The organism is Nocardia sp. NPDC050799 (assembly GCF_040654015.1).
Lineage (GTDB): Bacteria > Actinomycetota > Actinomycetes > Mycobacteriales > Mycobacteriaceae > Nocardia.
Genome location: NZ_JBFAHF010000002.1, coordinates 192345 through 213793, shown reverse-complemented (window position 1 = coordinate 213793; position 21449 = coordinate 192345). Strand labels below are relative to the sequence as shown.

Sequence of the window (21449 nt, the reverse complement as noted above, 5' to 3'; positions counted from 1 at the left end):
TCACCGATCCTCTCGAAGTCCTAGAACGAGACCAGCCGGTCCGCTACAGCGGACCGGCTGGTTTGCACGCTGCGGAATCAGGCCGCGCAGGCCGCGGACTGCACCTGGGCCTGAGCGAGCATATTGCAGGTCCAGGTCTTCTCGACCTTCCACACACCGTCCTCGGCGACAAACGGGACATCGACCACGTTCTGGGTGTCGCCCAGCTTGAAGTTGGCCTTGGCGTTGATGGTGTCGGCGAAATCGTTGACCTCGGTGACCTCGATGGTGGCGCCCGAATCCGTATAGAACTGGGCCAATTTGCCCGGCAGTTCCGGATCCGCCTCGGCGCCCTGCATCATGTCCAGCTTCTCCTCGTTGGGCACGGCCGGGTCGAGGGCGCGCTGGAGTTGAGCGTTCAGGTCGGCCACGGTGGGCACCGGCGGCAGATCGGACGCCTCTTCCGAGGCGGCCACCGACGCGGACGTGGTGCTCGCGGCCTTGCTGTCCGAGTCGGAATCATCGCTACCACACGCCGTCAGGGTCAGCGCGGCCACGGCGGCCACGCCGGCGATCGCGATACGTCCGGTCTTGCGAAGCTTCAACTGCTCGTCCTTTGCGTTCGAGGGTTCGGTGTCATGCACTACGGCAGAGCCACCGGAACCGGCGACGCTGCCCGGACCAACCTACCCGGCGGGCCCTCAGGACAAGCTGGCGAGCGGATCCGCTGAGCACAACTCCGTATTGTCGGCAGCGAAAGTACGCGCGATCCCCGGTCCTGTCGAGCGGGTCTCGAACCGGACGGTCACTCGTCCGTGGCCCGCCCCCTGCACCCAGCCGAACCCGAATTCGGGATGCCGCACATCCGAACCCGGTCGCCAGGGCATACTACTACCAGCGGAAACGCCGGAATCCCGCGAGCCGGGAGAGTTTTCGGCGACCCCGCCGGGCGGCGGGACCGAACCGGCCGTCGTGTCCACGGAACGCGCCGGTCCCGCCGGATGTCTTACCGAATCCTCAGAGCTCTCTTCGACCGTCGTCAGAGAATCGGGGGCACCACCCGGCTCCCCCGCGACCCCGCCGGACGATTCGGCGGGCTCGCCACCCTGTCGGTCCAGTTCCGGGAACAGCGATTCCTGCCGGATGCTGGACAGCCCGGCGTAGCCGACACCGACCAACCGGATCGGACCCAGCTCCCGCGGGTCGATCGCGGCCCGCTGCGCGGCGGCGGTCAGTGTGGGCAGATCCTCGGTCGCGTAGGGCAGGGTGGTGGAACGCGTGGTGATACTCATATCGGCGCGCCGGAGCTTCAGTACCACGGTCCGGGCGGCGCGGCCGTCGCGGCCGAGCCGGCGGTGCGCGGCGGCGGCCATCTCGGTGATCGCCGGGCGCAACCGCTCCAGGGTGACGATGTCGTGTTCGTAGGTGGTCTCGGCGCTGATCTGTTTGGCCTCGGCGCGTTCGGTAACCGGACGGTCGTCGATACCGCGAGCGAGACGGTGCAGCGCCGCGCCGATACTGCCGCCCAGGATCGATACCGCCTCGGCCTCCGGTAGCGCGGCGAAGGCGCCCACGGTTTCGATCCCGAGAGTGCGCAGCCGGCCCTCGGCCACCGGGCCGATGCCCCAGAGTTTGCGCACCGGCAGCGCGGCCAGCAGTGCCTGCTGCTCATCCGGCGCGATCACCCGGATGCCATCGGGTTTGGCCATGCCGGAGGCGATCTTGGCCAGCTGTTTCCCGCTGCCGGCACCCACCGAGGCGACCAGGCCCGTACGCTCCCGCACCGCTGCCCGCAGTCCGGCGCAGAACGCCTCCACCGCCGCCGCGCTCGCCCCGGCCAGTTCGGCGGGCTCGGCGAACGCCTCGTCGAACGACAGGGTTTCCAGTACCGGGACCCGGGCACGCAAGGTATCGAAGACCCGGCCGCTCAGCACGCTGTACAGCGCACCCCGCGGGGGGACCACCACCGCCGACACCCCGACCAGCCGCCGCGCCTGCTGCATCGGCATGGCCGAACGCGCCCCGAACACCCGCGCTTCGTAACTCGCCCCGGCCACCACCCCGCGCGCACCGGTCCCGCCGACCAGAACCGGGCGGCCACGCAGGGTGGGGCGGGTGAGTTGTTCACAGGAGGCGAAGAAGGCATCCATATCGATATGGAGCACCCAGCGCCGGGAAGTCTCGCCGATCGGCGGCAGGACCGGTCCGGCGCCGGCCTCGGGATGCCGGCCGCTCACCACGGAGCGGCTCGCGGCGCACCGGCCGGCCACCACGGCGGCACCCGGCGGCGGCCGCCTCCGCCGCGGCCGCTGTCCCTGACCGTGGAGTCCATGAGCGCAGAATGTACGCGGCCGTACCGACAGGAGACAGGATGCGGACCGGTTGCCGGGAGTTCTCTCCGCCCGCAGACCTGTCCCGGGACCTTGCCGCCGGGCGGCCCGCCCGCCACGATCCACCCGGCCACCCGGCGTTTCCGGGATCGCGGGACCGGACCGGGATACCGCGCCCCGGCTGACGGATATGTGATGATCGGACGATGAAGATCCGTAAGGCCGTCATTCCCGCTGCCGGTATCGGTTCCCGCCTGCTGCCGCTGACCAAGGCGATCCCCAAGGAGATGCTGCCGGTCGGCGACAAGCCGGTGATCGAGCACACGGTACGTGAGCTGGTGGCCTCCGGGATCACCGATATCACCATTGTGGTCAGCAGCGGAAAATCACTGATCCAGGACCATTTCCGGCCCAATCCCGCACTGGTGGCCCAGCTGCGTGCCGACGGCAAGACCGCCTACGCGGACGCGGTGGAAGAGGTCGGCGAACTGTCCCGGCTGGGTCACATCACCTATCTCGATCAGCACGGCCCCTACGGGAACGGGACCCCGGTACTCAACGCGGCCCGGACCGCCGCCGACGAACCGATGCTGGTGCTGTGGCCCGACGATGTCTTCGTCGCCGAGGAACCACGGGCGCAGCAGCTGATCCGCGCCTACGAATCGACGGGCTGCCCGGTACTGGCACTGATGCCGATGAATCCGAACGAATCGCAGCGCTACGGCGTCCCGGTGGTCCGGGAGGACCTGGACGACGGCCTGCTGCGCATATCGGGCCTGGTGGAGAAACCCAAACCCGAGGATGCCCCCTCGGCCTTCGCCGCGATCGGCGGCTATGTGGTGACGCCGGGGATCATCGACGAACTGCGGGCGCAGACGGAGGACTGGTACACCCACCGCACCGGCGAGGTCTACCTGACCGATTCCATCAATGCCTATGCCGCCAACCATGCGGTCTACGGGCAGGTCATCCAGGGCCGCTGGTACGACACAGGAAACCCCGGCGACTATCTCATCGCGCAGTTCGCCTCGGCGCTGGCCCACCCCGACTATGGGCCACTGCTGCGCCGGCAGGTCGACTGACCACGGTTCGGCGGCGACGCTGCCGCCGCAGCCTCAGAAACGGCGGATGCTGTAGATGTAGAACTGGTCGAGCGGGCTGAGCCCGACCGGTACGCCGGCGCCGTAGGCATTGAGCACCTGGCCGAACCCGGCGTAGATCCCGACATGGGAGGCGTCGGAGTTGATGATGATCACATCACCCGGCGAGAGCGCGTACCGCGGCACCGAGACACCCACTTCGGCCTGCTCCCAGGTGGTGCGCGGCAGCATGACACCCACCTGACGGAAAGCCCACTGGACGAGACCGGAGCAGTCCCAGGTATCCGGGCCGGTGGCGCCCCATTCGTACATCTTCCCGGTCTGCGAGGTCGCGGCGGCCAGCGCGCCGAGCCCGTTGCTGCTGGAGACCGGTAACGCGGCCGATCCACTGGCGCTGAGCGATCCGGATCCGGAGGCCGATCCACTGGCCCCGCTTCCGGTCTGCGCCCACCCGGGGGCGGCGGCGACAGCGCCGACGGCCGTCGCGAAAAGCATGCCGGCGATACCCCGGCGCAGTGCAATTCCGATCACTTGCCCACCCTTCTGCCCGTCGGTGCCCGGGACACCGTGCGGCGTCCCGGTGTTCTCGCGGCATCCGCCACGGAGGGTGGGGATACCGCCAACCACAGGGGTCGCGCCGGGTGAATCGGCTTCGGCGCAACTTCACTCAGGTAGAACCGAACGAAATGATCACCGTTCCCGGTGGTCCGGAGGACCGGACTCAGCGGTATCGAGGATGATTTTGCCCGGCCCGCAGAAGGGCGACAAGCTTCTAGCAAACATCTAGCATGTGATGAACATCACAAAAATGTTTATTGCGTTTGAGTGGCCACATCGTTCAGCGTCTTGAGAACCACATCCTTGGTGGCCGTCGGCGACTCCACGTAGACCCCCACCTGCCAGACCGGCTCACCACCCGGTTCCACCGCGAAGAAGCGGCTGAAATCCACCGTGAACTTGCCTTCGTCATTGGCCGCGGTCTCCACATAGGAGGTCCGGTCGTCGAACTTCCGCGCCGTGTCCGGCGCATCGAACCAGTCGGCGTTGAACTGGGCCTGAGTGGCGGCGTCACAGGTCGCTGGACATTTGCGGAGAATGAGGTTGACCCGCTGTCCGGCAGCGGAATTGCTCTCGTCCACACAACCCCACGCCTGGGCATCCGGGATCTTGTCGACCGACCCCTTCAGACATCCCCAGGAGCCGGGCGTTCGAAAAGCGAAGGGCCAGTCCTTGAATGCCATCGTGTAGGTGCTCTCACCGTCCTGCCAGGTCGGGCCGAGTACGGCGACCGGCGCCAGCCCCGCACGCAGCGCCGGCTCACCCGCGGAGGGCAAGGCGCTGGTGGTCGCGGTGGTCGAGGTGGCCGGTGCCGAACTCGACGGCCTCGCGGAATCGCTCACCTGCGCAGGCGTTCCGGCCGCGGTGTTCTCCGCCGAATCCCGCGACTGCAGCGCCACCAGCCCGACGACACCGATCAGGACCAGCACCACCACGGCGACCAGCACCGCGATCAACGGGCCGTTGTTCTTCGACGGCGGCCCGCCGTATCCCCCGCTCCCCGGCGGCGGCACCTCCCACGCGCCCTGCTGCGGAGTGGGATGCGGGCCATAGCCCGCGGTCTGTCCCCACTGCACGCCCGGATCCTGCTGTCCGCCCTGGGCGGGGTACCCCTGCTGCCACTGCCCCGACGGGGAACTCTTCTGTTGTCCCTCGGGGGAATGCTGCCACCACTCGTCGGGATTGTCCGAAGCCATAAGACTTCACCCTAGTGCGCGCCGCCGGCTCGGCCATGGGCACGGATGCCGCGGCCGGGCCTGTTCTCCGGCCACTACCGCGGGGACCCAACCCGGTTCAACGTACGCCTGGCAGCGCGTCGGCCGCCGGAATTTCCGCCGCCCGCGGCCGGGCCGGCGCCACCGCTCGGCCGGCCGGACAGCCGGCTGCCCGAACCGCTGGAACGCGGCCGAGGCCCACGTGTCCGAATCTGCCCGGCTGCGGCGGCATTCCCGACGTCTCGCCGCTGCCGAACGCCCGCTGCCGACCGGACCGATGATCCGGCCGGCAGCAATGACTCAGCCCGCCTTGACGATCCGGGCCCGCATCCCGCCGGTGAGCTCCGCGGCGTCCGGACCGGCCGGCCCGAATTCCAGCTCGACCGCCAGGATCTCCCCCGCGATCAACTCCCGATGCGTGCGCGCCCAATCCTGCCGGTCGGCCGGCACCTCGAGAGCCACGGTGATGCGATCGGAGACGTCGAGGCCGAGCGATTTCCGGGTCTCCTGCAGATCCCGGATGACATCGCGGGCCCAGCCCTCGGCCTCCAATTCCTCGGTGACCACCGAATCCAGCACCACCAGACCCGCATTACCGGGCAGGGCGGCGGTGGATTCCGGTTCGGCCGCCACCAGGCGCTGGGTGTACTCCTCGGGCAGCAGTTCGATCCCGGCCGCACTGACCACCCCGTCCGCGTTCTCCGACCAGTCACCCGCCTTGACCGCCTTGATCACCCGCTGCACATCCTTGCCCAGGCGGGGTCCGGCGGCACGCGCGTTGACCGCCAGCTCGAATCGGCCGTGCGCGGCGACATCGGTGGTCAGATCGACCTTCTTGACGTTCACCTCGTCGGCGATGATATCGGCATAGGGGGCCAGCCGCTCCGCGTCGGAAGCGGCGATCGTCACCTCCGCCAACGGCAGCCGCACCCGCAACTTCTGCGCCTTGCGCAGGCTCAGCACGGTCGAACACACACTCCGCGCCTCGTCCATCGCGGCGACCAGCTCCGGATCGTGCGGGAGGGTATCGGCGGCCGGCCAGTCCGTCAGGTGCACCGAGCGCTCACCGGTCAGACCCCGCCAGATGACCTCGGTGACCAGCGGCAGCAGCGGAGCCGCCAACCGCGTCACCACCTCGAGCACCGTGTGCAGGGTGTCGACCCCGTCGCGGTCCTCGGCCCAGAACCGGGCACGCGACCGGCGCACATACCAGTTCGTCAGCGCGTCGGCGAAGGTACGCAGTTCCTCGCAGGCGCCGGCGATATCGAACTCCTCCAGCGCGGTGGTCATCACATCGCGGGTCTGCGCCAGCTTCGCCAGGATGTAACGATCCAGCGCGTTGGTCGAATCCGTCCGCCACACCCCGGGTTCGGCGGCGTACAACTGCAGGAACGTCCAGGCGTTCCACAGCGGCCGCAGCGCATGGCTCACGCCTTCGCGGATACCGCGCTCGGTGACGATGAGGTTGCCGCCCCGCAGGATCGGCGAACTCATCAGGAACCAGCGCATGGCATCGGAGCCGTCCCGGTCGAACACCTCGTTCACATCCGGGTAGTTGCGCTTGGACTTGCTCATCTTGAGCCCGTCGTCGCCGAGCACGATGCCGTGCGCGACCACATTCCTGAACGCGGGGCTGTCGAACAATGCCGTGGACAGGACGTGCAGGTTGTAGAACCAGCCGCGGGTCTGGCCGTTGTACTCGACGATGAAATCGCCGGGGAAGTGCGAGTCGAACCACTCCTTGTTCTCGAACGGGAAGTGGACCTGCGCGTACGGCATGGACCCCGATTCGAACCAGCAGTCCAGCACCTCCGGCACCCGGCGCATGGTGGACTGCCCGGTCGGGTCGTCCGGGTTGGGCCGGGTCAGCTCGTCGATCGCGGGACGGTGCAGATCCGTGGGCCGCACGCCGAAGTCGCGTTCGAGCTCGTCGAGCGAACCGTAGACATCGATCCGCGGATACGCGGGATCGTCGGACATCCACACCGGGATCGGGCTGCCCCAGTATCGGTTCCGGCTGATGTTCCAGTCGCGCGCGTTCTCGAGCCATTTGCCGAACTGCCCGTCGCGGATGTGCTCGGGCACCCAGCTGATCTGTTTGTTCAGCTCCACCATGCGCTCGCGGAACTGCGTCACCGCCACGAACCAGGAGGGCACGGCCATATAGATCAGCGGCTGTCCGGAACGCCAGCTGTGCGGATAGGAGTGGTCGACGGTCTCCTGCCGCAGCAGTTTCCCGGCGGCCTTGAGGTCTTTGATGATCACCGGATTGGCGTCGAACACCATGAGACCCTCGTACGGCGGCACCATGGAGGTGAACTTGCCGCCCGGATCGAGCGGCTGCACCAGCTCGATACCGTTCGCGGTGCAGACGTCCATATCCTCTTCACCGAAGGCGGGCGCCATGTGCACGATGCCGGTACCGGAATCGGTGGTGACATAGTCGGCCGAGAGCACCCGGTGCGCATTCGGATGCCCGGCGAAGAAGTCGAACGGCGGCGTATAGCGCAGATCGACCAGTGCGGCCCCGTCGTACTCCCCGAGCACCTCGGGCCGCTCACCGAGTTCCCGCGCATAGTGGGTGACCCGCTCTGCCGCGAGGACATAGCGTTTGCCGTCCGCGCCGCGCACCTGTACGTACCGGAGGTCCGGATGTACCGCGACGGCGAGGTTGGACGGCAGCGTCCACGGGGTGGTGGTCCAGATCAGCGCATTGGCGCCATCCAGGTCCCGCAGCGGATGGTCCTCGGGAACCGTGAGCACCATATCCACCGTCACCGCCGGGTCCTGGCGCATCCGGTAGGCGTCGTCGAGCTTGGCCTCCTGGTTCGACAGCGGCGTCTGCTCGTACCAGCTGTAGGGCAGCACCCGGAAGCCCTGGTAGATCAGGCCCTTGTCGTAGAGCGACTTGAACGCCCACATCACCGACTCCATGAAGTCGAGATCGAGTGTCTTGTAGTCGTTGTCGAAGTCGACCCAGCGGGCCTGTCGGGTCACATAATCGCGCCATTCACCGGTATAGCGGAGCACCGACGACTTGCACGCGGCATTGAATTCCGCGAGCCCCATCGAGTCGATCTGTGATTTGTCCGTGATACCGAGCTGCTTTTCCGCTTCGATTTCCGCCGGCAGCCCGTGGGTGTCCCACCCGAAACGTCGCTCGACCCGCTTACCGCGCATGGTCTGGAAACGGGGGATGACATCTTTGACATAACCGGTCAGCAAATGACCGTAATGTGGCAGACCGTTGGCAAACGGCGGTCCGTCGTAGAAGACGAACTCCTCGGCGCCGGCCCGGTTGTCGATACTGGCGCGGAAGGTTCCGTCGGCGGCCCAGGTGTCCAGCACGGCCTGTTCCAGCTCGGGGAAGGACACACCGGATCCGCCGCCGAGATCGACGCGCGGATATGCGCTGCTACTGGATTTCTCGTCCGCCATCGCGGATACACATCTCCTCGTGCCCGGCGCGCCCTGAGGCGCGATATCTCGGCACGGGGACGATCGCGGCGCAACGGGTGCGCCGGAACCGCGGTACCACCCCGCTTGTCCGGCCCCGGCGAACCGGGTGGACCTCTCGTTACGAGCTGTGACGGGCTCACCCGTTCGGTTCTACTGAGCGTGCGCGGCATACAGAGCACCGCGTGGCGCCGTTCTTCCGAAAGCTCCCCGGTGATGGCCGGATCGTCGCCGACTTACAGGTTTGATTCTAACCAGGACGGTCAACCACTTATACAACCGCCCGCGGAGCCGCAGCACCCGCAACCCGGAAGGACGTTTTGGTTCTCGCCCGTTTTTCTCGTCAGCGTTTCGCGTGCTGATCCCGCGGTGGCAGTTCCTCATCGGGCGCGCGCATCGACAGCGCGCTCGCCAGCAACACCACAGCGCCGACAACGCATACGGCGATGCAGCCCCATGCCCAGATCACCGAGCCGGTGGCCAGGGACAGGATCAGCAGGGCCAGGCCGATCGTGGCCAGCGCCAGTGTCAGGACAAGCATGATGACCCCCAGAACAGCAGGCCGGGCGCCCGTTCGCTCCCAGCGGTATCGGGCGTTTACTCGCCTTTGCCGAACGAGGCGGGAGCGAGCTGGTTGGCCCCGGTATCGAAGGAGTCACCCTCGTCGACAGGCACGGCCGAACCACGGTTTTCCAGCTCTTCGAGCTGCGATTCCAGATACGACTTGAGCCGCACCCGATACTCGCGTTCGAAGGTTTTCAGGGTCTGGATCCGGCTCTCCAGCACATTGCGCTGCTGGGTGATGGTTCCCATGATCTCGGTGTGCTTACGCTCGGCGTCGGCCTGCAGCGCGTCGGCCTTCTCCTTGGCCTGGCGCAGCTGGCTGTCCGAGCGGGTCTGGGCGTCGCTGAGCATCGCGTCGGACTTGTGCCGCGCGTCGGCGATCATCTCGTCCGACCGCACCCGCGCGTCGTTGACCATCCGCTCGGAATTGACCCGTGCGTTCGCCAGCAAATTCTCGGCTTCGGACTTGGCATCGCTGGTGAGCCGATCGGCCATCTCCTGCGCCAGACTCAGTACCTTCGCGGCCTGCATATTCGCGTCGGCCGCGGCGTCGGCGGCCGACGGGGCAGCCGGGACCACCGGGATGGGTGCCGACGGTGGTGCCTGGACCGGGGGTTTGATCGGTTCCGGAGGCGGGGCCTGCTGTACCGGTTTGTGCAGGCCCGGGCCGCGACTGGACTTGGCATCGGCCAATTCGGCATCGAGCTCGGCAACCCGCTGGCGAAGGTCGGCGTTCTCCTCGATCAGCCGCGAAAGTTCCTGCTCCACCAAATCCAGGAAGGCATCGACTTCATCCTCGTTGTAGCCGCGTTTGCCGATAGGCGGTTTGCTGAACGCGACGTTGTGCACATCGGCTGGGGTCAGCGGCATGGAAGGATCCCTTCGCGCGTTGGCAGATCTAGCGGCTCTGGCAAGTCTTCACGGCCCATTCTGTCACACCGGCGCTACCGGCTGTCCGAGCCGGCTCACCACCGACATCAGGATGAAGACCAGGAACAACAGAACCATAATCGATAAATCGAGCCGAATTCCGCCCAGGGAGACCGGCGGGATCAGCCGCCGCAGCAGCTTCACGGGGGGATCGGTGATGGTGAAGATTACCTCGAGGATCACGACGACCACCCCGGTGGGACGCCAGTCGCGGGCGAAGCTCCGGATGAACTCGACGATCACCCGGCTGATGAGCAACAGCCAGAAGATGAACAGTACGAAGTACAGCACCGCGAACAAGGCCACGACCTCACTCTGCCGCAAAATCGGCGCGGTGCAAAATGCCCGCGCCGATCTTGTTCGTACCACGTGGCGCCCGGCCGGGCGAGCCGCTCGCTATTTCTGGTTGTAGAACCCGGTTTCCGCGATGCGGCGTCGCTCCTCGGCCGATACGTCCACATCGGCCGGGGAGAGCAGGAACACCTTGGTCGCCACCTTGTCGAACGAGCCGCGCAGCGCGAAGGCCAGCCCGGCGGCGAAGTCGACGAGGCGTTTGGCATCGGCATTGCTGAGGTCGACCAGATCCATGATCACCGGGTTGCCCTCGCGGAACCGCTCACCGATGATCGCGGCTTCGCTGTAATCACGCGGACGCAGCGTGGTGATCTTGGACAAGGGACCTCCGTCCTCGAAGATCGCGGGACGGCGAGCGGCAACCGGTTCGGGGCGGACCCGCTCGGCCAGCCGCCGCTCCTCGGCATCGGGATCGACTGCCAGCGCTCCCCTGGTCGCACCGCGCAGGGAGGCACCGCCGCCCGGACGATACCGGCCGGAGGCGGCGGCGTCGATCCGGGTGGGGCGGCGTGGTCCCTCGTAATCGTCCTCGTAGGCGTCGCCCGGGTAGTCGTCCCGGCGCGGCGCGGGGTAGCTGGGCTGATAGGACGACTTGTAGGGCACGTCACGGTAGTCGGGACCGTCGTAGCGGTCCTCGGGGTACCGGTCGTAGTCCGGACGATCGTCGTAGTCGCGGGGGGCGCGGTCGGCGTAGTCACGCGACCGGCGTCCGCCACGATCCTCGACCCCCCGCGGGGTGCGATCGTCGACGTAGTCGTCCTCGTAATCCTCGAGCGGAACCATGCCGAAGTACGCCTTGAACTTGTGCAGCGTGCTCATGACCGCGCCTCGCTCGCGCTCGGCTCGGTCACGAGCACGCTCGTGGCTGCGCCCACAACTCGCTCGCCGCGCTCACTCACCGACCGCGCCTCGCTTGCGCTCGGCTCCGTCACGAGCACGCTCGTGGCTGCGCCCACAACTCGCTCGCTGCGCTCAGTCGATGACCGCGCCTCGCTGTCGCTCGGCTCCGTCATGACCACGATTGTGGCTGCGTCGAATACTCGCTCGCTGCGCTCGCTCATTCTGGTCGACCTTCCTTCGGCCCCGGTGGCGGCCGGGTGTTGAAGTCTTGCTCAGCCCTCGTCGTGTCCCAGCATATGTGTCGAATGTGACTGATGAGGTTTGTTTGCTACGCCGAGGTTATCGGCCGGGCACCCATGAGAGCGGTACCGACACGCACACACGTGGATCCATGGGCAATAGCTCTTTCAAGATCATCGGACATTCCGGCGGACAACTCCGTCGCCCCTGGATGTCCGGCGCGCAGCCGGGCATGCAATTCGGCCAGGCGGGCGAACTCCGCGTCCGGATCGACGGCCCGCGGCGGAATGGCCATAATCCCAGCCAGACGCAGTTCCGTGGCGTCCGCGATCCGATCGGCCAGCGCCGGCAGCGCGGCCGGATCCACCCCGCCCCGCGCCGGGTCGGCGTCCAGGCTCACCTGAATCAGCACCTCCAGCGGAGTGTTCCGCTCCCCGGCATCCAGGGCGGCCGCGGTGGCCGTGGCGAGCGCGGTCGCCAGGCGTTCGCTGTCCACCGAATGCACCGCGTGGGCCCAGCGCACCACCTGGCGTGCTTTGTTCCGCTGCAGCCGGCCGATCAGATGCCAGCGCATCCCGGGATCGTCCAGCTCCGCGGCCTTGGCACCGGCCTCCTGCGGACGGTTTTCCCCGAAGTCGCGGCGGCCCAGACGATACAGCGCGGCGATATCGGAGGCCGGAAAATATTTCGTCACCGGCAGCAGCCGGACCTCTCCCGGATCCCGGCCCGCAGCGACGCACGCTGCATCGATACGGGCGAGCAGCCGCGCGAGATTATCGGCCAGTTCCGCGGTACGGGAGTCGTTTCCGGCCGCGGCACCCCGACTGTCCGGGACAGACGGTCCCGGCCGATCGGCGGAATCCGCCACCGTGCGGGTGGTTTCGGGTCCGCCGTGGCCCCCGGCGCGAGCGCCGCTCATCTCCGCGTGCCGATCCGCCACGGTCTCTGCGCCGTCATCGGTCTCCCATCTCCCAGTGACCGAGCATCGGCCGTACGTCGAACATTATGCGCGAGTTGATGATTCGCGCCGACCACGCGGTCGCGACGGCGGAATGCGACAGCGCGGACCGGTCGGTCTCTCACGCTGTACCCGATTCCATCCAGATGACACTGCCCAATCGCCCGGTCGGCGCGCCGCGACGGTGGCTGAAGAGTGCGGTGTCCTCGATGGTGCAGCGCGGATCCTCGGCGACCGCCGTAACTCCGGCGGCGGTCAGCTGCCGCCGGATGCCCGCGCGCAGATCCAGGCCGGGGGTGCCACGCACCGTGGTGGTGGCGCTACCGGGCAGATGGGCTTCGACATCGGCCCGCATCGCGGCGGGCACCTCGTACTGCCGGCCGCTGGCGGCGGGGCCGAGCAGCGCACCGATGCGATCGGGCCGGGCGCCGGCGGCGACCATCGCCGCCAGCACCCGCGGCACGATGCCGATACGCGCGCCCACCCGCCCGGCGTGCACGGCGGCCACGACCCCCGCCTCGTCGTCGGAAAGCAGCAGGGGTACGCAATCGGCGGACAGCACCACCAGCGCCAGCCCCGGCCGGGAGGTGACCAGGGCGTCGGTGCCGGGAAACGGTTCGGTGCGGGGCCCGTCCACCGTCGCGATCGTGCGGCCGTGGATCTGTTCCATCCAGATCACGTGATCGGCGGGCAGCCCCAGCGTGTCGGCGAGCCGGGCGCGGTTGCGCCGCACCGCCTCCGGATCGTCGCCGACATGATCGCCGAGGTTGAACGAATCGTAGGGCGGCGCGGAGAAACCTCCGGCGCGCGTGGTGACGACCCGTCGAACGGTGAGTACCGGTGCCGCTGTCATGCCACCGAGCCTAGTGCCAGTTCGGAGCGGCTCCGCCTCGTCCGGCGGCGGCACGCGCACCCGCGACAGCGGACCGCCCGCGCACTCGGCGCGGGCGGATCACCACCGGTGACACGGCGCCGGGTTCAGCGGCGCATGAAATCCGGGACGTCCACATCGTCGTCGTCATCGTCGGGCAGATCCGGCGGCGGCTGGATATGGGACCGGCTGTTGTGGGTCAGCGTCGGATCCACCGGCGGACGGGTGCGTTCGGTATCGCGGTAGCTCGGGGCCGGGCCGCGCGCGATCGCCGAACCGGGGTCCGACGAACGGGTCGAGGCCGACGCTTCGGAATGGCCGCGGGCCCCGCCGAGTTCGGCGGTCCGGGACTGACCGAGTTCGGCGGTCCGCGATTGCGCCGAGATCTCCGCGGTGCGCCCGGATCCCAACGATCCGCGGGTGGTCGCCGGATCGAACGTCCGCCGGGCGGGACCACCGCCGTCGAATCCCGCGGCGATCACAGTGACGCGCACCTCGTCGCCGAGCGAATCGTCGATGACCGTACCGAAGATGATGTTGGCCTCGATATGCGCGGCCTCCTGCACCAGCGAGGCGGCCTCGTTGATCTCGAACAGGCCCAGATCCGAACCGCCGGCGATCGAGAGCAGCACCCCGTGCGCACCGTCCATCGAGGCCTCCAGCAGCGGTGAATTGATCGCCGCCTCGGCCGCTTTGACCGACCTGCCCTCCCCTCTGGACGAACCGATACCCATCAGCGCGCTACCGGCCCCGGACATCACGCTCTTGACGTCGGCGAAGTCGACGTTGATCAGACCCGGGGTGGTGATCAGGTCGGTGATGCCCTGCACACCGTTGAGGAGCACCTCGTCGGCCGAGCGGAAGGCGTCCATCAGGCTCACCGCGGCATCGCCCAGTTGCAGCAGCCGATCGTTGGGAATCACGATCAGGGTGTCGCATGATTCGCGCAGCAGGTTGATACCGACCTCGGCCTGGTTCCCGCGCCGCTTCCCCTCGAAGGAGAAGGGCCGGGTGACGACTCCTATGGTCAGCGCACCCAGCTTGCGCGCGATACTCGCCACGACGGGCGCCCCGCCGGTACCGGTACCACCGCCCTCACCGGCGGTCACGAAGACCATATCGGCGCCCTTGAGCACCTCTTCGATCTCGTCCTTGTGATCCTCGGCGGCCTTACGGCCTACCTCGGGGTCGGCGCCGGCGCCGAGCCCCCGGGTGAGCTCCCGCCCGACATCGAGCTTCACGTCGGCATCGCTCATCAGCAGTGCCTGGGCGTCGGTGTTCACCGCGATGAACTCGACACCCTTGAGACCCTGCTCGATCATTCGGTTGACGGCGTTCACGCCGCCGCCGCCGATACCGACGACCTTGATCACGGCAAGGTAGTTGTGCGGGGGCGTCATGAGCTCTCGCCTTCCTTAGATCCAAAGTCTGTCGTTTTCGGATGCCCGATACCGTTCCGCGCGATTACGATCCGCGGACCACGATCCGAGCAAACCCTGAACCTCAACCATAGGGTTGGAGTTATGTCAAGTATCCGACTGGTGCGGAACGCTATTCGCCGCCGTCGCGATCCGCTCGCAGGCGCGCCGAGACGATAACCAGTTTCTTCGGCGAACTTGCTTCTACCAGGGCGGTACGCGACGTATCGTGAACGGTTGCCCAGCGGCCCGCGCCCACATCGTGGGACGCCCCCGGCTGCCGCCACATGCGGTCTCCGGGCGATCGTCCGGGGCCGAGGCGGAGCTGCGAACCGAACAGGAACGAACCGAACAAGATTGCTGGGAATCATTTTACCGTGACCAGACTGGGACTCGAGACGTCGAACACGGTTCCCGGCTGAGTGAGCAGCGGCAGTACCACTGCCGATTTGCGTTCGCCGTCCTCGCTGCTGCCCCACAGTACCGTGCGACCGTCGCGCAATGTCAGGGAAATCTCCGACGCGCCCACGGCACGGATGGTTTCCACCTGCACCTCCAGCGCCGGCGGCAGTACCCGGGCCACCGCGACCGCGGCCCGGGTGAGCTCGTCGGCACCGCCCGGCCGGGCGGTGACCAACTGCGGCACCCCGATCGGCGCGGGCTCGATCGCGTACTCGATACCGTCGGCGTCCAGTAGATGCGCACCCTCGGGAGAGTCGTAGTACAGCACCGGGGTTCGCGGCTCGATCCGCACCCGCACGGTCGACGGCAGCACTCGCTGAACCCGGGCGCTGCGGATCTTCGGGATGGTCGCCACCCGCGCGGCCATCGCCGCGGTATCGATCCGCAGGATCGAACCGGTCTCCGGAACCTGGAGCAGTTCGCGGATCTGTTCCTCCGGGATCTCGCCCGCCCCATCGATCCGTACCTCGCGGACCGACAGCAGCGGCGAGAACCACGCGAGCGCGGCCAGCGTGATGACCAGGGCGAGCGCGGGTAGCGCCCACAGCCGGAAACGCCGCAATCCGCCCACCCCGAATCGTGGCGTCCCGGCCCGCACCCCGCCTCACCGCCCGTACTGCGGACGCGCGCGTAGTCCGTCCAGAATCTGGCTGCCGAGCATGGTGACATCACCGGCGCCCATGGTGATCACCACATCACCGGGCTGGGCGAGACCCGCCACCTGGCGGCCCACTCGGGACATATCGGGTTGATAGTGCACGGATTTGTGCACCGACTGGGCGACCAGCGCACCGTTGACCCCGGGCAGCGGCTCTTCGCGCGCCCCGTAGACATCGAGCACCACCACTTCGTCGGCGAGGTCGAGGGCCGCGCCGAATTCGGCGGCGAAGGTCGCTGTCCGACTGTAGAGATGCGGCTGGAAGACCACGATCACCCGGCCCCGGCGCGACAGCGCACCGTCGCGCGCCTCCTGGTCCACCAGTTCGGCGGCGGCCCCGAGCACCGCCCGGACCTCGGTGGGATGGTGGGCGTAGTCGTCGAAGACCCGCACCCGGTTCTCCCGGCCCACGAACTGGAAGCGGCGGTGTACCCCGCCGAAACCCTCCAACCCCTGGATGATCTCGTCGACGTCGGCGCCGGCCGCCCGCGCGGTCAGCAGCGCGGCCAGCGCGTTGAGCGCCATATGCCGGCCGGGCACGGAAAGACGCAGGGTGCGCGGGGCGGGTTCGTCGGCGAGCTGGAAGTGAGCGATACCGCCGACATCCCGCGGTTCCCAGCTGTGCAGGCGCACCCCGACCGGAACCGGCGCATCGGGCAGTTCCCCGGTGCCGTACCCGAGTACCCGCACGCCGCGGTCGGCCAGCCGCTGCCCGGTGCGTTCGGCGAGAGCCCGGGCGCCGGGATCGTCCAGGCACACCACCAGCAGCCCGCCATCGGCGAGGCGATCGGTGAAATCGTCGAACACCTGCACATAGGCGTCGTCGGAACCGAAGAAATCCAGGTGATCGGATTCGATATTGGTGACCACCGCGACATCCGGGTCGTACTGCAGCAGGGACCCGTCGCTCTCGTCGGCTTCGGCGACGAAGATATCGCCGCTGCCGTGATGGGCGTTGGTTCCCGCCTCGTTGAGCTCACCACCCACCGCGAAGGACGGGTCCAGTCCGCAGTGCTGCAGGGAGACGATGAGCATCGAGGTGGTGGAGGTCTTCCCGTGCGTCCCCGAGACGAGTAGCGTGCGATGCCCGCTCATCAGGGCCGCCAGCACGGTGGGCCGCAGCAGCACCGGGATCTCGCGGCGATGCGCCTCCACCAGTTCGGGGTTGGTCTTGGGAATGGCCGCGTAGGTCGTCACCACCACCGTCGGCCCACCGGGCAGCAGATCCAGCGCACCGGCGTCGTGGCCGATCCGCACCTGGGCGCCCCGGGCCCGCAGGGCGAGGACACCGCGGCTCTCCTTGGCATCGGACCCGGAGACCTCGCCCCCGCGCGACAGCAGGATGCGGGCGATACCCGACATCCCGGCGCCGCCGATACCGACCATGTGTACCCGGGCCAGCTCCGGCGGCAGGGCGCCGGGGCCGGTTTCCGGTGCGGGCGTCTGCTCCCCGCTCACCGGCCCGCCGCCCGAAGCACGATCCGGGCGACCTCGTCGGCGGCATCGCGATGGCCGGCGCCGGCGGCGGCACGACCCATCTCGGCTATGCGTGCTGGATCCGTGAGCAGCGGTATCACCTCGTCGATCACATATTTCGGGGACAGTTCGGGGTCGGCAACGATTCTGCCACCACCGGCCGCGACGACGGGCCGGGCGTTGAGTTCCTGTTCACCGTTTCCGTGCGGCAGCGGTACATAGACCGCGGGCAACCCGACCGCCGACACCTCGGCGACGGTCATCGCCCCGGACCGGCAGACCACCGCGTCGGCGGCGGCGTAGGCGAGATCCATCCGTGACAGGTAGGGCACCGCCACATAGGGCGCGGCGGGGTCGGTGGAGGAGACATCCAGCGTGTTCTTGGGACCGTGGGCATGCAGCACGGAGATACCGGCCGCGGCCAGTTGCGGGGCCGCACCCGAGATCGCGTCGTTGAGCGACCGTGCCCCCTGGGAACCGCCGAACACCAGGAGCACCGGACCGGTCGCGGGCAGCCCGAAATGCTCCCGCGCCTGCGCGCGCAGTCCGGCCCGGTCGAGGGAGGTGATCGCCTCCCGCACCGGAATGCCGACGATCTCGGCGTCGAGCCCGGAATCCGGTACCGCGGCCAGTACCCGGGTCGCGCGCCGCGCGCCGACCTTGTTGGCGATCCCCGCCTTCGCGTTGGCCTCGTGCACCACCACCGGCACCGCGCGACGGCGCCGCAGGGCCCCACGGCCCGCGGCGAGGTAGGCGGGCAGCGCCACATAACCGCCGAACCCGACGATCACATCCGCCTCGACGGCGTCGATGATCTCGCGGGTACGCCGCACCGAGGCCCGGACCCGGCCCGGCAGCCGCAGCAGATCGGCACTGGGCTTGCGCGGCAACGGCACCGGTGGGATGAGTTCGAGCGGGTACCCCCGTTCGGGCACCAGGGTCGTTTCCAGTCCGCGCTCGGTGCCGAGCGCGGTCACCCGGATCCCGGGATCGAGTCGCCGCAACGCGTCGGCGACGGCCAGGGCCGGTTCGATATGCCCGGCCGTACCGCCACCCGCGACGATCACCGATATCGCGTCCGCGCGCGGCGCCGTGTGCTCGCCTGCGGACCGTGGTGCGCTCACCTGTTTCTTCCCCGTTCTCGTGCGTGTGTCACCGAATAGCTGGGCTCCCAGGCCCGGGTGGCCCGCAGGGTGTCGGTACCCCGGCTGTTGGCGCGCGGCCGGGCCCGCGCGGGCTCGTCCCGGGGCTCGCCGCGGGCCGGGCGGCGCGCCGGACCCCGGTCGCGATCGGCCGCGGCGGCGCGGGTCCGCACGGGATGGTAGACCTCCGGTTTCGGCAGCCGCAGCAGGCGACTGACCCGCCCGTCCTGTCCGGCATGCAGGGCCGCCACCGCCTCGGGTTCGTGCCGGGCCGCGTTGGCGATGATGCCGAACATGAACAGTGTCAGGGCCAGCGACGAACCGCCCGCCGACACCAGCGGCAACTGCAGTCCGGTGACCGGCAGCAGGCCCACCACATAGCCGATGTTGATCAGTGCCTGCCCGGTGATCCAGGTGGTGGCGGTGGCGGTGAGCAGGCGCAGGAACGGGTCCACCGAGCGGGCGGCGATCCGCAGGCCGGCGTAGACGAACAGCGCGAACAAACCCAGCACCAGCGTGCAGCCCAGGAACCCGAGTTCCTCGCCGATGATGGCGAAGATGAAGTCGTTGTGGGAGTTGGGCAGATAGCTCCATTTGGCCCGGCTCTGCCCGAGCCCGCGACCCCACAGACCGCCGTCGGCCAGCGAGTACATCGCCTGCCGAGCCTGATAGTTGATGCCCTGGGGGTCGTCGGCGGGATTGAAGAAGGCGCGCATCCGGTCGGAGCGGTAGCCGGCCGAGAGCGCGAGGGCGAGGGCGGCGATGGCGCCCGAGGCGAGGATGGCCACGAACAACCGCACCGGCAGGCCACCGAACCACAGCAGCGCCAGCAGGACGATGCCGAGCGCGATGGTGGTGGACAGGTTCGGCTGCAACACGATCAACAGGCACACCAGCAGGCCGGCCGGAACCAGCGGCACCAGGAGGTTCTTCAACCCACCCGGATCGTTGGCCGCCCGCCCCGCGGCCCGCCGCGAGATCAGCAGGTGGGCGCCCCACACCACGAACGTCACCTTCACCAGTTCCGACGGCTGAATCGAGAACAGTCCCAGATCGATCCAGCGGCGCGCGCCGTTGACCGTACTGCCGACCCCCGGGATCAGCACGAGGACCAGCAGCAGTACCGATACCGCGAACACCGGGAAGGACAGCTGACGCAACCGCCGGAACGGTATCCGCAACGCGAGATAGAACAGCACCGCGCCGACCGTCGCGTACATCATCTGCTGGACGAACAGCGAATACGCCGACCCACCATCGGCATAGGACTCCACGCTGGAGGCCGACAACACCATCACCAGCCCCAGCACGGTGAGCAGGGTGGCGATGGTGACGACGAGATGGAACGAGGCCAGCGGCCGCGCCAGCCAGGCGCCGAATCGGCCCGCCTGGACCTGTCGCGTGCCGCGCTGTCTCATAACCGCCGCCCGAGGTCCTCGTCCTTCAGATCCTCGACCGCACCGGCGAAGCTGCGGCCCCGGTGGGTGTAGTCGGTGAACATGTCCAGCGAGGCCGCCGCCGGCGCGAGCAACACGGTATCGCCGGGTCCGGCGAACGCCGCCGCCTCCCGCACCGCACGCTCCATCACCGCGTCGGCGATTTCGGTGTTGCGGGTCCCGGTGATCGCCTCGTCCATGACTGCCTGCCCCATACCGGCATGATCCCGCGTATCCAACTCGACCACGGGGACTTCCGGCGCGTGTCGCGCCAGCGCGGCCGCGATCACCGGGGCGTCGGCACCGAACAACACGACCGCGACCAGCCGCTCGGCGACCTCCTCCACCAAATCCTCGACGCCGGCGCCCTTGAGCTGGCCGCCGGCGATCCAGACGACATGCTGATGGCCCAGGATCGACGAGCGCGCGGCGTGCGGATTGGTGGCCTTGGAGTCGTCGATGAACTCGACGCCGCCGAGTTCGCGCACCAGTGCCGACCGGTGCGGGCCGACCTTGTGCTCGATCAGGCCCTCACGGACGAACTGCGGCGCCACATCGATGGCCCGGGTCAGCGCGGCGGCGGCCAGGGCGTCGGCGATACCGGCCGGGCCGGGCGGGCTGATCTCCTTCGACTCGGCCAGGATCGCCGCCTTGGTGAACGCCCGGTCCAGCAGTTTGCCGTCGACCACGCCGAGTTCACCGTCGGCCGGGACGCCGATCCGGAACCCGATCGTGCGGCGCGCCTTCGAGCGGCGGGCCAAGCGGGCGGCCACCGGGTCGTCGAGTCCGACGACCCCGACCCGCCCCAGCAGGGCCCGCGATTTGGCGGCGGCGTAGGCGTCGAGCCCCCCGTGCCAGTCCAGATGGTCCTCGGCCACGTTCAGCACGACACCGGCCTCCGGCCGCACCGACGGCGCCCAGTGCAACTGGAACGACGACAACTCCACCGCCAGCACCTGCGGCCCGGGACTGCGGCGCAGGGCGTCCAGGATCGGCAGCCCGATATTGCCGCAGGCGACACTGGGAATACCGGCGGCCCGCAGAATGGAATGGGTCATCTGCGTGGTTGTGGTCTTCCCGTTGGTGCCGGTGACCACGAGCCATTTGCGGACCGGACCGTAGATCCGGGCCTGATCCACCCACCACGCGAATTCGACATCGCCCCAGACCGGGATACCCTCGGATACCGCCGAGGCCAGGACCGGGGAGTCCGGCCGCCAGCCGGGACTGGTGATCACCAGCGCGAACCGCGACCAGTCGGTGTCCTCCACTTCGGCCGTGGGCACGATGTCCAGGCCCAGTCCGGCGGCTTCGGCCAGCGCCGCGGCACCGCTGTCGGTCACCACCGGCCGGGCCCCGATATCGCGCAGCGGCGTGATCAGCGAACGACCCGAGATACCCCATCCGGCGACCAGCACATCGCGTCCGCGCAGGAATTCCAGCATCGGTCCCGGCGAACGCAG

At 68.6% G+C, this 21449-nt stretch carries 19 protein-coding genes; 1 reads left to right on the top strand and 18 read right to left on the bottom strand.

What is annotated here, in order from left to right; all coding sequences use genetic code 11:
- Positions 1–77: 77 nt before the first annotated feature.
- On the bottom strand, positions 78–584 hold the full coding sequence (locus AB0H42_RS03640) for a hypothetical protein (protein WP_357049225.1): 507 nt from the start codon (positions 582–584) through the stop codon (positions 78–80).
- Positions 585–680: 96 nt separating this feature from the next.
- A complete protein-coding gene (locus AB0H42_RS03635) occupies positions 681–2144 on the bottom strand; it encodes a DNA polymerase IV (RefSeq protein ID WP_357049580.1) in 1464 nt (487 codons plus the stop codon).
- A 371-nt stretch (positions 2145–2515) separates the two neighbouring features.
- On the opposite strand from AB0H42_RS03635, the gene AB0H42_RS03630 reads away from it, so the two are divergent.
- A complete protein-coding gene (locus tag AB0H42_RS03630) occupies positions 2516–3391 on the top strand; it encodes a UTP--glucose-1-phosphate uridylyltransferase (RefSeq protein WP_357049223.1) in 876 nt (291 codons plus the stop codon).
- 33 nt (positions 3392–3424) lie between these two features.
- Here the strand turns inward: AB0H42_RS03630 and AB0H42_RS03625 are convergent, their stop codons facing one another.
- From AB0H42_RS03625 to murD, 16 genes are all read right to left on the bottom strand, one after another.
- Positions 3425–3904, bottom strand: a complete 480-nt coding sequence (locus AB0H42_RS03625; protein WP_357049577.1) for an NlpC/P60 family protein — start codon at positions 3902–3904, stop codon at positions 3425–3427.
- A gap of 317 nt (positions 3905–4221) precedes the next feature.
- Complete coding sequence (locus tag AB0H42_RS03620) at positions 4222–5163, bottom strand: hypothetical protein (RefSeq protein WP_357049220.1); 942 nt, start codon at positions 5161–5163, stop codon at positions 4222–4224.
- Positions 5164–5481: 318 nt separating this feature from the next.
- A complete protein-coding gene (gene ileS, locus AB0H42_RS03615) occupies positions 5482–8619 on the bottom strand; it encodes an isoleucine--tRNA ligase (protein ID WP_357049217.1) in 3138 nt (1045 codons plus the stop codon).
- Positions 8620–8980: 361 nt separating this feature from the next.
- Positions 8981–9178, bottom strand: coding sequence for a hypothetical protein (locus AB0H42_RS03610; protein ID WP_357049214.1), 198 nt, complete (start codon positions 9176–9178; stop codon positions 8981–8983).
- Positions 9179–9234: 56 nt separating this feature from the next.
- The gene (locus AB0H42_RS03605; protein ID WP_357049212.1) at positions 9235–10071 is read right to left on the bottom strand and encodes a DivIVA domain-containing protein; all 837 of its coding nucleotides are present in this window, start codon (positions 10069–10071) and stop codon (positions 9235–9237) included.
- A gap of 63 nt (positions 10072–10134) precedes the next feature.
- A complete protein-coding gene (locus AB0H42_RS03600; protein WP_030523839.1) occupies positions 10135–10437 on the bottom strand; it encodes a YggT family protein in 303 nt (100 codons plus the stop codon).
- 90 nt (positions 10438–10527) lie between these two features.
- Positions 10528–11304 (bottom strand): cell division protein SepF, encoded by a 777-nt coding sequence (sepF, locus tag AB0H42_RS03595; protein ID WP_357049209.1) that lies wholly within the window; start codon positions 11302–11304, stop codon positions 10528–10530.
- Positions 11301–11546: a hypothetical protein gene (locus tag AB0H42_RS03590; protein ID WP_357049206.1), complete on the bottom strand. Its 246-nt coding sequence runs from the start codon at positions 11544–11546 to the stop codon at positions 11301–11303. Before AB0H42_RS03590 ends, sepF begins: the two co-directional genes overlap by 4 nt.
- Positions 11547–11653: 107 nt before the next feature.
- A complete protein-coding gene (locus AB0H42_RS03585) occupies positions 11654–12484 on the bottom strand; it encodes a YggS family pyridoxal phosphate-dependent enzyme (protein ID WP_357049203.1) in 831 nt (276 codons plus the stop codon).
- A 160-nt stretch (positions 12485–12644) separates the two neighbouring features.
- Positions 12645–13376 carry a peptidoglycan editing factor PgeF gene (gene pgeF / locus AB0H42_RS03580; RefSeq protein ID WP_357049200.1) on the bottom strand — a complete coding sequence of 244 codons (732 nt, stop codon included), beginning with the start codon at positions 13374–13376 and terminating at the stop codon, positions 12645–12647.
- Between the two features lie 125 nt (positions 13377–13501).
- Complete coding sequence (gene ftsZ, locus AB0H42_RS03575; RefSeq protein ID WP_357049197.1) at positions 13502–14794, bottom strand: cell division protein FtsZ; 1293 nt, start codon at positions 14792–14794, stop codon at positions 13502–13504.
- Between the two features lie 385 nt (positions 14795–15179).
- A complete protein-coding gene (locus AB0H42_RS03570; protein WP_357049195.1) occupies positions 15180–15872 on the bottom strand; it encodes an FtsQ-type POTRA domain-containing protein in 693 nt (230 codons plus the stop codon).
- A gap of 6 nt (positions 15873–15878) precedes the next feature.
- Entirely contained in the window at positions 15879–17318 is a 1440-nt protein-coding gene (gene murC / locus AB0H42_RS03565) for a UDP-N-acetylmuramate--L-alanine ligase (protein ID WP_357049575.1), read from the bottom strand.
- Between the two features lie 68 nt (positions 17319–17386).
- Complete coding sequence (gene murG, locus AB0H42_RS03560; RefSeq protein WP_357049192.1) at positions 17387–18532, bottom strand: undecaprenyldiphospho-muramoylpentapeptide beta-N-acetylglucosaminyltransferase; 1146 nt, start codon at positions 18530–18532, stop codon at positions 17387–17389.
- The gene (gene ftsW, locus AB0H42_RS03555) at positions 18529–19968 is read right to left on the bottom strand and encodes a putative lipid II flippase FtsW (RefSeq protein WP_357049189.1); all 1440 of its coding nucleotides are present in this window, start codon (positions 19966–19968) and stop codon (positions 18529–18531) included. Before ftsW ends, murG begins: the two co-directional genes overlap by 4 nt.
- A complete protein-coding gene (murD, locus tag AB0H42_RS03550; protein ID WP_357049572.1) occupies positions 19965–21431 on the bottom strand; it encodes a UDP-N-acetylmuramoyl-L-alanine--D-glutamate ligase in 1467 nt (488 codons plus the stop codon). Before murD ends, ftsW begins: the two co-directional genes overlap by 4 nt.
- Positions 21432–21449: the final 18 nt, after the last annotated feature.